Genomic DNA, 14302 nt, shown 5'->3' with positions numbered 1-14302 from the left:
ATCAGTAAAAACATAAATGATTTTCTGAAGCTCCTTCGCCTAGTACATACTTCGCTATAGAAGCATACAAGAGCCTCCCAGTATATGGAGAGGCTTTTTTATGCTAACAAGACCTCCTGGCTACTTCGCATCAAGGGTGTTTAAACAGCAGCCTTGTGAACAGCAATAGAATATAAGAGTGCGTTGCATTACCTTCTGCTTGAGTTATAAATTGTACAATAGCAGGAATAATCTCTTCTTCTTTTCGAGCTGGCAGTGCACATGTAAGGGATTAAACAGGTCTGATGGACCTGTAACACTTCCTTTTATCTGGACTTTAAACTTTAAGGCAATCCTCTATAATAATTTGATGTCAACGTTTAATTTTACTTAGTTAATAATCCAACTTTAAGAAAAAGAAGAGGTATATTAACACAGGAAACATTATAATATTTTCTGTAGATAATTAAACACTGTTTCTTAAAGGATAAGCAGGATGATGCGCTCATAAGGTGCCTTATCGTTCAACCTGCACACTACTATACTAGGGGAATAAACTAGGGGGGAAATCTGCGCTTCGATAAATATCTATTAACCATTTTTCATTAAACAGAGAAGGTATGAAATATGCTTTACACATGCGCAAAGTAATGCGCTCCGTCTTATGCAGTGCTGCAGTGGCAACAGCAGCCTGTACTTTCACTGCCTGCGACGCAGAGATAGAAGAAGCCATAGCACCTCAATCCACCCTACAGACCAGCAGCGAGAATGGTGCTATCATACCCGGCCAGTACATTGTGGTTTTCAAGGATAACGGTACCTTGCGTTTAAATGCCACAGCCACTTATGAGCAGCGTGTTAATGCTGTGCGTGAAATGGGGCATGAGTTGTTGACAGCAAACGGAGTGGGGGAGGTAGCCATAGAGCAGGCGTATGGCAAAGCTATCATAGGGGTGGCAGCCAAACTCTCCGAAGCCCAGGTAGAGAGCCTGAAAAATGACCCCCGTGTAGACTATGTGGAGCCGGATCGCATGATGGTGTTGGCCAGACCCGGATCTGGTGGAGGTGGAGGCTCTACTACCGAAGAAACCCCTTGGGGAATAAAACGTGTTGGAACAGATAGCGGTTTGGGAAAAACAGCGTGGATAATAGACACAGGTATTGATTTAGACCATCCTGACTTAAACGTAAATGCAGGTCGCGGTTTCAATGCTTTCACAAGCGGAAAAGATGGTAGGAGCGCTGATGATGGAAACGGACACGGGACACACGTGGCAGGTACGATTGCGGCGATAGACAACACTATTGGCGTTATAGGTGTTGCTGCTGGTGCCACAGTGGTCCCTGTGAAAGTACTTGACTCCCGCGGTAGTGGTTCTTACTCGGGCGTAATTGCGGGTGTGGACTATGTAGCGGTCAATGGAGCGCCCGGTGACGTAGCGAATATGAGTTTAGGCGGACCTGTTTCACAGGCATTGGATGATGCTGTTGTAGCTGCAGCGAGTAAAGGTGTCTTTTTTGCTTTGGCGGCAGGAAATGATGGTGCTGATGCAAATAACTCTTCTCCAGCCCGTGCCGCCAATGGAACAGATATTTTTACAGTATCTGCCATGAATGCGTCAGATATATTTGCCAGCTTCTCTAACTATGGCAACCCACCAGTAAACTACTGCGCTCCAGGTGTAAGTATCAAATCTACTTGGAAAGATGGTGGTTATAATACCATCAGCGGAACATCTATGGCTGCTCCGCACGTGGCAGGAGTATTATTACTGACAAATGGCAAACCTAACACCAGTGGTTTTGTTAAAAGCGACAGGGACAAAACTCCAGATCCTATTGCCCATAAGTGAGCCATTTTTCTAGATTTTAAAAAAAATAGCCGCAAGAGGAGTACCTTCTGCGGCTATTTCAGTTATGTACGTGCACTTAATTATTCAGGCAATTTACATGTCTCACAGCGTCTTCAAGACAACTGGATATTAAGCTGCGAGGCTATTCCAAGTTATTTACGTTCTGGTACAGTCCAGAAGTGAATGGTGGAGCCATCTACCTCAATGGTTTGGTCCGGTTCCCAGTCGCCCATATCGAAAGCATGCGAAACAATGCGGGTACCAGGCTTTAGCTGCAGCAGCTTTGGGCGTAGTTGCATGTTAACCTTGGGTAGTAAATAAAGGCTCACGACGGTGGCTTCGCTGAGATCCACCTCGAACAAATTACCTTCCACAAATCTCACCTTATCGGTCACGTTTGCTTCTCTTGCATTGGCGTTCGCCTCAGCAATGCGCTCTGGATTTATATCCACGCCAGTGCCTGTTGCGCCGTGTTTTTTGGCAGCAGTCACCACAATGCGGCCATCCCCACACCCCAGATCATATATCACATCATTTTCTGAAACGTTGGCAATGTCCAGCATGGCATCTACTACTACCTGCCGTGTGGGCACATAGGGCACGTCTAAGTTTTGAGCCATTGCTTCCTGGGCCGGCATAAGAACGATAGCACAGAGAGCCATGAATATTGTGGAGAGTGAATTCTTAATTACTTTCATAGTTTTTTATTTAAGTTCTCAAGGTAATGCACTGACTATAGATAAGTGTTGCCGTATACAACACATAAATCTAAAACAAATTATCCTGGGGGCTTTTCTATGCCATACCCTATAGCCTTTGGCATTTTTTGGCTTGCACGGCTCCCGGTAGAAACCCTTCTAAGTACGCACTATATTGTCATTCAGTTGTTTAGGCTTGAAGTTAAAATGAATGATAGGTACGTCTTTTTCTTTGAGTATAAATCTGATGGCAGGTATAGAAAGAGCATCCCCTTGGGCAGTGTAGCTACTGTTCAGGAGTTGGCTTTGCAGGAGACTGCTTATCAAGCTTTGGCAGGGCAAGCAGAAGCAAGGCGCCTATAAGCAGAACAGCTACTCCTACCAGGGCGCCGAACCCTGTATATACAAGGCTTGAATAAAACAGGTAAGCGCTGGTAAGGCAGAAGATGATAGGTGTGATTGGGTACAAAGGCACAGAAAACGGGCGTTCCAATTGCGGGTTCTTATTGCGCAGAACAAAGAGCGCGATACCGATCAGCAGCAGAAACAGCCAGAATACCGGCGCGGTGTATTCTACAATAGTTTCGAAGCCGTTCCGCGTAAAGAGGCCCAAGCCTATCAGCGCCAATGCGATGCCACCTTGCACCATAAAAGCATTTGCCGGAGAGGATGTTTGTGTATTCCACTTGCCAAGTGCGCTGAAAATTCTGAAGTCTCTTCCCAGGGCATAGTTGGTGCGGGCGCCCGTAAAGATGGTGGCGTTAGCAGACGTAAGTGCCGCAATCGTTACGATCAACCCAATCAGCACAACGCCTCCCTCTCCAAATGTGTACCGCATCAGGTCACCTGCTACGGCATCGGATGATGCTACGCCATTTAGCCCCAGCACATTTAGGAATGCCAGATTGATGAGCGCATAAATGGCTGTGATAATCAGAATGCTTAACAGCAGCACTTTCACCATGCCTCTGTGCCCGGACTTTAACTCTGCCGAAATATAGGCTGCCTCATTCCACCCCCCGAAAGTGAGCAGCACAAAAACCATAGCCAGGCCTAAGGAGTTACTTTGTTCAGAGGCAGGCTCTGTAGTAGCTGCCTCTGCCGGTGCGAAAAAAAAGCCAGCCAGCAGAATGATCAGTATCCCCAGCACTTCCAGCGTTATCAGTAGTTTTTGTGCGCCTGTTCCCACACTCACCCCTAAAATATTGATGCCTGTTAAAGCTACCACCACCAACACGGCATACAAGGCAGAGGTATATTCGCCCATGCTGTAAATCTGCGCCAGGTAATCCCCAATAATAAAGGCAAGCAGCGCAATAGAGCCTGTCTGGATAACACTCATTCGGGCCCATGCAAACAGAAAAGAAAGCCGCCTGCCAAATGCCTGCTTTAAGAAATAATAATCGCCGCCGGTATGTGGGTAAGTGGTGGTGAGTTCGGCATAACAGAGCGCTCCGATAAAAGACACGGCTCCGCCCAGGAGCCAGGTCATTAGAAACCAGGTGCTGCTTTCGGTGTTAGCCGCCACCAGTGACGGGGTTCGGAATATACCTGCCCCCACCACTATACCTACTATCACTGCTATGGCATCGGTCATGCTTAGGGCGGCTTGCGGTTCACCACCGCTGCCTTCACCAAGTTTATTGGCGGCTATCTCCTGCTGCTTTTCTGTTTCTGTCAGACTTGGTTTCTCCTGCATGGGTATAATATAGGAATGAATTTCTCATACGTTAACCATGATGGACTAGTTGAATAACAGAAAGGCTATCATGTTCAGGAATAAGGGGTTGCAAGTAATGAGCAGCTTTTTATGAAGGAGGCCTTACAGAGTTCAAAAATAAAGGGTGGTAAAGCATCAAAGCTACAATAAGCTTTGTGTGCTCTACCACCCTTCAAAAAAAGGTTACTTAGTAAACCTTATAAATAATTCTTTAGATTATATTATATCTTACTGGTTCTCATTATCTATATCAATAGTTTCAGTTTCTGTATCCATGGTAGTATCAACTTCCATGGTAGTTCTCTCAACTTCCAATTCAGATACAGTGGTATCAGTCTGTACTACAGTGCCTTCTTCTGTGGTGGTTCCACCGCCATCGCACGAATAAAGACTAATTGAACCAAGAAGAACGGCACTTGCAAAAAATAGCTTTTTCATTTTGTTTTTTTGTTTAAGTCTCACATTAATTTAACACCTCGTGTTTATAACCCGAAGCGGTGAATTTTACAATATATATGAGTTACGAGTTAAAACAGAATAAAGATATATATTCCTATTTTTAAATGTCGTTACTTTATTCTGCTATAAGGTGTGATACGGCTGTCCCGCTGGGCATGTTGTGTTTGCAGGCCGATGACGTGCATAGGAACCCATGAACAAGTGCCTTTGATGCTTTTGACCAGAGTATAAAAACTGGCTTTGCTGTATTTTGAGTTACGCTAGGCCTTAGTTGCCTGGCAATTTTCCGGGTAAATAAAGACGAAGCGGTAAGGCCGTTACGATAGCTTTGCTACTAATTAGAAGCTAATAAACATTGTCGTTATTCCTTAAGCCGTTCCAGATGGTAAGGAAAATGATTTTGATGTCAAGTAGTATAGACCAGTTCTCCAGGTACCAGAGGTCTGCCTGCACGCGGCTGAGCATGGCGGTTGTTTCTTTTGTTTCGCCTCTAAACCCGTTAACCTGTGCCCAGCCTGTAATGCCAGGTGTCAGAAAATGCCGCACCATGTAGTTATCAATCAACTGGGAATAGTCTTGGGTATGCTTTAACATGTGGGGCCGCGGACCAACGACTGACATATCTCCCAAAAATACATTTATAAACTGGGGAAATTCGTCTATGCTGGTCTTTCTCAAAATCCTTCCGACTCGCGTTACCCTTGCATCGTATTTGCTTGTCTGTAAGCTATCGCATTCACTGTTTACTGTCATGCTTCTAAACTTCAGGCAGTAAAAAGGTTTGTTGTTCTTTCCGGAGCGCAACTGTTTAAAAAAAACAGGACCCTTAGAATCTAGTTTGATCACCAAGGCAAGGATAGGCAGCAACCAGCTTAGAATTAAAATGATGACCATAGACGAAAACAGGATATCAAACATTCTTTTCAATATCTCATTCGCTTTATTTTCCAATGGCTCCTCTCGTGGCTTCAGTACAGGTACAAAGCCAAACATCTCCACCAAAAAGTTATGATGAATGGTGCCTTTAACATCAGGAACTAACCTGAATCGCACCATATGTTTATCCGCTTCCTGTAATAAATTCTCTATTCTTTCGCTTTCATCGTAGGGCAGTGCACAGTATATCTCACTTATTCTGTTTGAACTTGCATAGTTAATGCATTCATCTGCCTTTCCGAGGTATTTGATGTAAGGCGGAACCTTACTTTGGTCGTCGTCAAAAACTCCAGCTATATGGTAGTCCAGTTCGGGGTTAGACATAATATAGTTATAAAGATCTATACCTGCGGAGCCTGCTCCTACAATAGCGATACTATTAGAGCCAAGCCAGAAGTTTCGTTTGTGTTTTCTTAATAGTAAAAAGAAAAACCTCCAGACCAGTAGAAGCGCAGGAAATAGAGCAAAATAATAAATAAAAGGGGTAGGAGGTATATAAATGTAAGGTAGAAGTAATTTGATAATGATAGCCATAGCTATAAAAGCACACAATGAGGCAATATTTGCCGTCATAGTAGGCACTGCGTCGCGCTTAAGGACATGGCTGTAGATGTCAAAAGTACTGGCGCTAAAAAACCAACAGAAATTTAAAAGTAATATCGTCAGCTTATAATCATACACATCCACCCAGATAACATCATGATCTGACATGAGAAAAGAGGCATAGAGGGTCCCATTTAAAAGGGCATAGTCCACTACGACATTTATCCATCTAAATATGGTGGAATATTTCTGAGCCATAGTACAGATATTATTAATCACAGAATAATCAATCGGCAGTAATAATTGATTTCATGGGTAAAGTAAGTGTCGTTAGGATAAAATAGATTCAATACATGAAAGCAAGAGGAATTGTAAGTAATGCTGTATAGTACTACCCTCTCACAAAGTAACTAATATTTAAATCATTATAAATTTAGTAATAATATTTCAACTTATACTAAATTTACTACTTTGATGATGTGTATATAGTACTTTTATTAGCTAAAGAGCATTAATGAAGGGTGAATAATTTTTTGAATTTTTTTTGAATAAATAAAATTATTTAAATTTTGATTATCGATCATATTTTGTATGATAATTAGCAGAAGGTGCCGTGATACGCACCTATCAGGTAGAACGTAGAAGAATATAAAAAGCCATGGAATCTGCTCAATACATAGCTTATTTGCTGAGCGAGTCACGAAAGGTTAGCTGCGTGAAGGCCAGTAAGGTGCTGGAAATGTCACACGGTGAGATAAACCGCTTCCTCCTGAGCAACAGCTTTACCGGTAAAGACCTCTTCAAAGTGGTCAGGCAGGGCTTGAAATTAGAGTGTACTCTCAGCGGATGACTCGGTGCTTGTTAAACCTTTCTCTGATCCTGGCGCCACTGAGTTGGTCGGTTATTTTTATTCGGGCAGGCACCACAGGTCAGTAAAGGGTTTAAACTTTATGAAACTCTTTCATACGGATACCTTGGGCGTAGGCGTACTTGTTAACTTCCGGGTTTACCGCCATCAGGAGGAGGGTTTTCTGGTAGGGCTGGAGACAAACCTCATCGTCTCCACCACCCCGGGCCGCTATGAGCTGGTGGGGTGCCGCAGGAAGGCCTTTTTACCCACCTCAAGGGCTTCGGTTTTGTGACGGTGTTTCAGATAATGGACAAAGAAGGCCGCGTGAGACACTATGTAGGTACCTGCCTGACCAGCAGCAGTGCAGGCAAATCAGCAGAGACCGCTAAGAAGAGGTGAAAGCCAAGCACTGACATGTGGAGGAGTGTATCCGAACCATCAAGCAGGAGTGCCATGGAATTGCAATGTTTCACTGGAGACTTTCTCAGGCAGCCACTGCTTGGTTGTACAACAGGCTTTCATATTGGCAAGGTGTCAGGTATTCCAGCGCTGAATGCCTCCTTTTCCGGTTGTAGAAACTCTCGATGTACTTAAACACGGCCAGCTTCGCCTCTGCTATGGTAGCAAACTTGTGGTGGTAAACCATCTCTGCCTTCATCGTTTTAAAGAAGCTCTCGGCTACCGCATTGTCCCAACAATTGCCCTTTCTGCTCATACTCTGCTGCAGCACCGGCATCCCCTCTAACTGCTCCCGGAAGGCACTGCAGGCGTAAGCACGCCCCGGTCGGAGTGAAACAAAAGGGAGTGGAACAGGGGCCTGCTGCTCACCGCCATCTGCCAGGCCGCCACGGTGGTCGCTTCCGCCTCCATCGTCTCACTCAGCGCCCAGCCCACTATTTTACGGTCGGCCAGATCCAGTACCACCGTCAGGTAAAGCCAGCCTTCCCCGGTTCTGATGCAGGTTAAATCTGACACCCACTTCTCTGCCGGCCGCTCGGCAAAGAAGTCCCGGTTGAGGAAATTCTCGGCCACTGTATATGTATGGTTGGAGTCAGTGGTCTGCACCCTGTATTTCTTCCGTACGATGCTTTTTATCCGGTGCTTCTGCATCAGCCTGGCCACGCGGGGGCGCGACACGTGAATACCCTGTTCTTTGAGTTCCACGGCAATCCTGGGGGAGCCGTAGCGGCACTTGCTCTGCTCATGAACCTCTTTAATCTGAGTTACGAGGTGCTGCTCTTTCTGCTCCCGCAGGCCCACCGGGTTCTTGAGCCAGTAATAATAGCCACTGGCACTGACCTTCAGTACCTGACACATCTTCTCAGGCGGGGAATTGGTTTCGGTGCTCCTTTATGAACCCGTATATCCTCCGTCTCCCCAGGAGAAGATGCTCACCGCCTTTTTTAACCCGCAGACGTGCGTCAGCATCGGGTCCATCGCGCTCCAGCTGCGCCTCCTTCAGCCGCTTTATCTCCCTCTGCTCCTCTGTCAGCCCTTCGGCGGACCGGACTGTCAAGCTGTCTTTCTGCCGCCACTTGCTCAGCCGGCCAGAGTATATCCCCAACTCATCAGCCACTTCTTTTACTGATCCCCTCGCATAGGAGAGGTCAATGGCCATCCGCTTGAAGGAGGCGTCAAATACTCGTCTTTCCATAATAGTCAAATTTAATACCTTTCATAAATCTGCCTATCAAAAGTCTCCAGTCAAATGTAGCAAATCCCCTTCTCCTTTTCAAAGACAAGAGTTCTCCACAAACTCCTGCTTCCATTTGCTGATCATGTTCGGGTGCACCTCGAAGCGTTTGGACAGCTCCGCCGGGCTCTCCCGCTCTTTGAGAGCCTCCAGGGCTACCTTGGCCTTGAAAGCCGCGCTGAATTTCCTTCTTTTCCCGTTCATTGTTTCACTAAGTTAAAAGTTATACGTCAATTAAAATAGTGGACCTAAATCTGGGGAGTATTAATTGCCTCTATAGTATTGTTCAACTTTAGGGTTGGTTAATTTCACGTAATTGATTTCTTAAGTGTCGTGAATGATGGTTACTTGTATAGTAGCTTCGGATAGCATGGTGTAGTGCCAATAGTATAAGTGGGCCTAGGATTCATGTAAATACATTCAAATTGAATGTTGGTTAAACTATTTCCCAATTTTGTAATAACAGCAATTGTCGTGCAGATGAAACAGTCTCTTTTACTGTAAATCATCTTGCTACCTAACATTGCTCCTCTGTGTTTGTTAATTCTTACTGTCAGATACTTCTGCAATTTTCCTGCTTCAGAAGTATCGCTATAACTACGAATTATTGTAATGTTCTATATAAATAAGCTAAATATGTATTAGGTAAATATACCATGATATTATGTAGTTTTTAATAGTAACTAGATATATTAAACCATCTACGAGCAAAATCCTGCCATTTACCCATTTGTGAAATAAATCAATAAAAAATATTACTTATTTCATAGTATAAGTTGTTTAATCAACATCTTTTACGGCTTAAACTAAGTATACATTTAATAGTTTACATCAAATACTTGTATTTACTGTTATTATAAGCAATACAGATTTATCTTGAATTAAGCATAATTAACACACCATATAGATAGAAACCCTGTTTCTATCTATATATTTTAAGAAACTATTTATAGTGGATTCCTCTGAGCAGTTACTACACGCTCTGGTAAAAGCAGAAGCATTGTTTTCGATGTTTCTGGCATTTCATTTAGAGGGAATAGCCTGCTCAAGGGTTACCTATTGGGTAATCTTGCTCATGATGTTATAGAGGTCTCTTCCTGAACATGTCTGATTTTATCGCATTAACTGTCCTCTTCTGAACTATATTTTTACTCCTATGAGCCTAACGTTTACTACCCGCTCTGTCTGGAAAACTGTTTTCTGGATATGCACCATTATCTTTCTCTTATTTGCTGTTCCTGATGGCTGGGCACAAACTAACGATAAGCCAAAAAAGGAAAAGAAGAAAAAGGCGAAGCTCCCTCCGGAAGACCTAACCGGTGTGATGTTGGCAAATATACAATATAGCTTTTCTTCCAGCGGCCTGCAGGGGGTGTCTTTGGTTAACCCGACCTCCCTGCAGTTTGGCCCTGACGGCCGGCTTTATGTCTCGCAGCAGAACGGCATCATCAAGGCCTTCACTATCGAAAGAAACGCAGCCAACGACTATGCTGTCACTGCCACAGAGACTATCGGTCTGATAAACCAGATTGCCAATTACAACGATGACGGCGCCCTCAACACAAACGTCAAGACACGCCAGGTAACAGGCATTCTTGTGACAGGCACTGCCGCACAGCCTGTCCTCTATGTCAGCTCAAGCGACAGCCGGATAGGCGGCGGCTCATCCTCCGGTGACAAGAACCTCGACACCAACTCAGGCATCGTGTCCCGGTTGACCAAGACAAGCAGCGGATGGCAGAAGGTGGACCTGGTAAGGGGATTGCCCCGCTCAGAGGAGAACCACGCCGTGAACGGCATGCAGCTCGATGAGCAGACAAACACGCTCTACCTGGCGGTGGGGGGCTTTACCAATGCAGGTTCCCCGTCCAACAATTTCGCATTCATCACAGAATATGCCCTGGGGGCGGCTATACTCTCCATCGATTTAGATGTCATAGAGGCCATGCCGACACAGGGAAGCGGCAGTTCGGCTTACAAGTATAATTTGCCGACTTTAGACGACCCTACCAGGGCCAACAATCCGGACGGCTCGGACGTGAATGACCCTTTCGGCGGAAACGACGGGCTGAACCAGGCAAAGCTGGTAGCGGGCGGTCCCGTGCAGGTGTTTTCCCCCGGCTACCGCAATGCCTATGACTTAGTCATCACCAAAACACCCGGGAAGGAAGGCAGGATGTACACCATCGACAACGGGGCGAACGGTGGCTGGGGCGGGCATCCGGAGAACGAAGGGTCTGACGGTAGAGTAACCAACAACTATGTTAGTGGAGAGCCAGGGTCTACAGGCCCTGGGCCCAACGACCCGAAGGTCAACAACCTGGATAACCTGCACTACATCGGAAACATAGGCACCTACGTGCCTGGCAGCCACTATGCCGGCCACCCAGCACCTACGCGTGCCAACCCCGCCGGGGCAGGCCTGTACACCCATGACGGCACAACAGGCGTATGGCGCACCAGCAAGACAGGCACTCACCCCTTGCCGGCAGACTGGCCTCCTGTCCCCTTAGCGATGGCGAATCCGGTTGAGGGGGATTTCCAGAACCCAGGTGAAACAGACCTGGCGCTGCTCACTTTCTCCACCTCCACCAATGGGCTGGTGGAGTATACCGCCTCTAACTTCGATGGTTCTATGCAAGGGGCCTTACTGGCTGCCGGCTATAATGGTGACATTTTTAAAATAAACTTAACCGAAGATGGAAGTGACGTAACAAATCTAAAATCGAGTACTAATAAGCTAAATCAAGACATCGCTTTTGCTTCAGGTTTTGGTTCACAGCCATTGGATGTTACGGCCCAGGGAGATGCTGACATATTCCCTGGTTCGGTTTGGGCAGCCACATATGGTTCAGATGTTATTACCATTTTTGAGCCAGGAGATTTTATAGCCTGCTCCGGCGAGTATAGTACTACTTTAGATGAAGACAGCGATGGCTACTCTAACGCGGATGAAATTGACAATGCCACAAACCTCTGCTCGGCCTCCAGCATGCCTGCGGACTTCGACAAAGATTACTTATCAGATTTAAACGACCCTGATGATGATAACGATGGCTTAGGTGATAATATAGATTATTTTGCGTTAGATGCCAAGAATGGCCTCTCCACATATCTTCCCCTTGACTACGAGCTGTTCAACAACCATCCGGGAACTGGGCTTTTTGGGTTAGGATTCACTGGGCTAATGAGCAATAAACAGACAGATAATGATTGGTATAACTTATTCTTTGAAGAAAACTTGATTGCAGGTGGGGCCGTTGGTGCATTTTCTGTGGAGGCAGTTTCAGCCGGTGATGCATTAGGGACACTGAATAATCAGGAAAACGGTTTCCAATTTGGTGTGAATGTAAGTTCTAAAACAGGTCCCTTCACGGTGCAAACCACTATGCTGGGGCCATTCTTTGATAATAAAGTCCCTCAAAATTCACAATCACAAGGTCTCTACATCGGCACAGGCGACCAGGATAATTACCTGAAGATAACGCTGAATGCCAACAGCGGGCAGGGCGGAATAGAAGTGGTATACGAGAATGCGGGGCAGCCTAGCTCCCAGCAGTTTGCATTGACCGGGGGAATGCCTGGCTCATCTCTCGAACTCTTTTTGTCTGTAGATCCGGCTGCGGGGACAGTTCAGCCTAAGTACAGCCAGGATGGGGGAGCAGTTATAAACTTAGGGACCCCTGTTCAGGTTAGCGGCGCTCTGTTAGAGGCCATACAGGGCTCACCGGCTTTAGCTGTTGGTATTATTTCTACTTCACGTGATGCTGTGCCTTTTACAGCTACATGGGATGTGATAAAGGTAACTACTGACCCTGCAACAACGACAGGTAATTGGCAAGCAGACATTCCTGCCAGCGGTGCTCCTACGGCAAGGCATGAAAACGCTTTTGTACAGGCAGGAGACAAGTTTTACCTCTTGGGTGGCCGGGGAGTAAAGCCAGTTCAGGTATATGACCCGGCAACTAAAACCTGGGCAAACAAAGCCAGCACCCCTACAGAGCTTCACCATTTCCAGGCGGTTACCATTGACGGCTTAATATATGTGGCAGGAGCTTTTACAGGAGGTTATCCATATGAAAAGCCTGTGCCTAAGGTGTATATCTATAATCCTGTAACAGATAAATGGCTGGATGGGCCCACAATACCGGAAACCAGACGCAGGGGGTCGGCAGGAGTAGTGGTGCACAATAAGAAAATTTACCTGGTTAGTGGTATTACAGATGGGCATAGTTCCGGACACGTCGCCTGGTTCGACGAGTATGACCCGCTCACAAACACATGGAAAACGCTACCAGACGCTCCTCGGGCCAGAGACCATTACCATGCAGCAGTAATCAATAACAAACTGTACCTGGCTGGTGGTCGCCGTTCATCAGATGCCACAGGCGAAACCTTCAAATTGACAGTACCGGAGGTAGACGTTTTTGATTTTGAAACAAATAAATGGGAAACGCTCCCCGGCAGTAGTAACATACCAACGCAAAGAGCCGGTGCAGCCACTGCTGTGCTCGGAGATGAGTTGCTTGTGATTGGAGGCGAAAGTGGTTCACAGTCAACAGCTCATGTGGAAACAGAGGCCTTCAACGTGCGGACAAACTCCTGGCGAAGGTTAGCAGACCTGGTAAGGGGCAGACATGGCACACAAGCCATCACGAGCAATAACGGCATCTATATTGTTGCGGGTTCTGGAAGCAGGGGGGGGAGCCCCGAGTTAAGCACTCAGGAAGCTTTTTACATGTATGCTCCTTCTTCTCCTGATGGAGTTGCATTAACGCAAAGCCGGTTAAATACGCCATCAACAGTGAGCTTCGGGACTGTTGACGTAAATGCAAGTAGTAGCAAAACTGTCACGATAAGCAATTCAGAAGGCAACCAGGATATAGTTATAACTTCCATTACTATAAGCGGCGGCAGTTCTTTTTCCTACAATGCCCCTTATGCCCTTCCGTTCGTTCTTCCTGTTGGGAAAAGTTTGAATATAACGGTGACATACCAACCTACCACTTCAGAAGCACAAGGAGCGGAAATGGTGATAAACCACTCCGGCCAGAACGGGAGCAGTGTTATTGCCTTAAGTGGAGGAACAAATGCTGTTTCCGCCTCACCTAACAGCCTGCATTTCTTCTCCCAGCAGGCTGGCACTACTTCCGAAGCACAAGATGTTACTTTGACTAATAACACAACCACCACATTGGAGATGTCTTCTGTTTCTATCACAGGCACTAATAATAGTGAATTTACACATAATTTTACGCAGTCGCTCATTTTAGCTGCCGGTGCTTCAACTAGTATAAGCGTGAAGTTTACACCTGCTTCAGCGGGAACAAAAGTAGCCAAAATGAGCATAACACATTCAGGCAGCACTACTCCGTTAGCAGTTGAGTTATCCGGAGAGGGACATAATAATACTGGGGGTACGGGCACTGCAGTGTACCGCATCAACTCCGGAGGGGGGGAGGTGACCAATTCTATAGGCACCTTTTCGGCCGATAATTATTTTTCACCTGTACCCGGCTATACCTACTCCACAACAAGCTCCATTTCAGGCACCTCAGATGATGCCATGTA

Annotated in this window: 12 protein-coding genes; 4 read left to right on the top strand and 8 right to left on the bottom strand. The window is 46.0% G+C overall.

The genetic code is table 11. The annotated features are described in order from the left end of the window. Window positions 1-599 precede the first annotated feature (599 nt). Window positions 600-1832 carry a S8 family peptidase gene (locus tag DXT99_RS22855; protein WP_115567920.1) on the top strand — a complete coding sequence of 411 codons (1233 nt, stop codon included), beginning with the start codon at window positions 600-602 and terminating at the stop codon, window positions 1830-1832. A gap of 152 nt (window positions 1833-1984) precedes the next feature. Here DXT99_RS22855 and DXT99_RS22850 read toward each other — a convergent pair whose 3' ends face one another. From DXT99_RS22850 to DXT99_RS22835, 4 genes are all read right to left on the bottom strand, one after another. Beyond that, window positions 1985-2530 (bottom strand): SAM-dependent methyltransferase, encoded by a 546-nt coding sequence (locus tag DXT99_RS22850; protein ID WP_115567919.1) that lies wholly within the window; start codon window positions 2528-2530, stop codon window positions 1985-1987. A 286-nt stretch (window positions 2531-2816) separates the two neighbouring features. Next, window positions 2817-4229, bottom strand: a complete 1413-nt coding sequence (locus DXT99_RS22845) for an APC family permease (RefSeq protein ID WP_115567918.1) — start codon at window positions 4227-4229, stop codon at window positions 2817-2819. A 249-nt stretch (window positions 4230-4478) separates the two neighbouring features. Further along, on the bottom strand, window positions 4479-4688 hold the full coding sequence (locus tag DXT99_RS22840; protein ID WP_115567917.1) for a hypothetical protein: 210 nt from the start codon (window positions 4686-4688) through the stop codon (window positions 4479-4481). Between the two features lie 366 nt (window positions 4689-5054). Further along, on the bottom strand, window positions 5055-6446 hold the full coding sequence (locus DXT99_RS22835; protein ID WP_115567916.1) for an undecaprenyl-phosphate glucose phosphotransferase: 1392 nt from the start codon (window positions 6444-6446) through the stop codon (window positions 5055-5057). A gap of 400 nt (window positions 6447-6846) precedes the next feature. Here DXT99_RS22835 and DXT99_RS22830 point away from each other — a divergent pair, with 400 nt between their 5' ends. Then, the gene (locus DXT99_RS22830; protein ID WP_115567915.1) at window positions 6847-7038 is read left to right on the top strand and encodes a hypothetical protein; all 192 of its coding nucleotides are present in this window, start codon (window positions 6847-6849) and stop codon (window positions 7036-7038) included. A gap of 100 nt (window positions 7039-7138) precedes the next feature. After that, window positions 7139-7330: a hypothetical protein gene (locus DXT99_RS26885; protein ID WP_147294284.1), complete on the top strand. Its 192-nt coding sequence runs from the start codon at window positions 7139-7141 to the stop codon at window positions 7328-7330. Between the two features lie 192 nt (window positions 7331-7522). Here DXT99_RS26885 and DXT99_RS22825 read toward each other — a convergent pair whose 3' ends face one another. From DXT99_RS22825 to DXT99_RS22810, 4 genes are all read right to left on the bottom strand, one after another. Then, complete coding sequence (locus tag DXT99_RS22825) at window positions 7523-7753, bottom strand: IS3 family transposase (protein WP_181885227.1); 231 nt, start codon at window positions 7751-7753, stop codon at window positions 7523-7525. A 26-nt stretch (window positions 7754-7779) separates the two neighbouring features. After that, window positions 7780-8355, bottom strand: a complete 576-nt coding sequence (locus tag DXT99_RS22820) for an IS3 family transposase (RefSeq protein ID WP_115567913.1) — start codon at window positions 8353-8355, stop codon at window positions 7780-7782. Between the two features lie 4 nt (window positions 8356-8359). After that, on the bottom strand, window positions 8360-8692 hold the full coding sequence (locus DXT99_RS22815; RefSeq protein WP_115567912.1) for a transposase: 333 nt from the start codon (window positions 8690-8692) through the stop codon (window positions 8360-8362). A 78-nt stretch (window positions 8693-8770) separates the two neighbouring features. Continuing rightward, complete coding sequence (locus tag DXT99_RS22810; protein ID WP_115567911.1) at window positions 8771-8935, bottom strand: transposase; 165 nt, start codon at window positions 8933-8935, stop codon at window positions 8771-8773. Between the two features lie 952 nt (window positions 8936-9887). On the opposite strand from DXT99_RS22810, the gene DXT99_RS22805 reads away from it, so the two are divergent. Beyond that, a partial coding sequence (locus DXT99_RS22805; RefSeq protein WP_115567910.1) for a Kelch repeat-containing protein occupies window positions 9888-14302 on the top strand: 4415 nt, incomplete at its 3' end.

It is taken from the genome of Pontibacter diazotrophicus, from assembly GCF_003367245.1.
Classification (GTDB): Bacteria; Bacteroidota; Bacteroidia; order Cytophagales; family Hymenobacteraceae; genus Pontibacter; species Pontibacter diazotrophicus.
The sequence above is the reverse complement of the archived record's forward strand: the minus strand, read 5'-3'. Positions and strand labels throughout refer to the sequence as shown.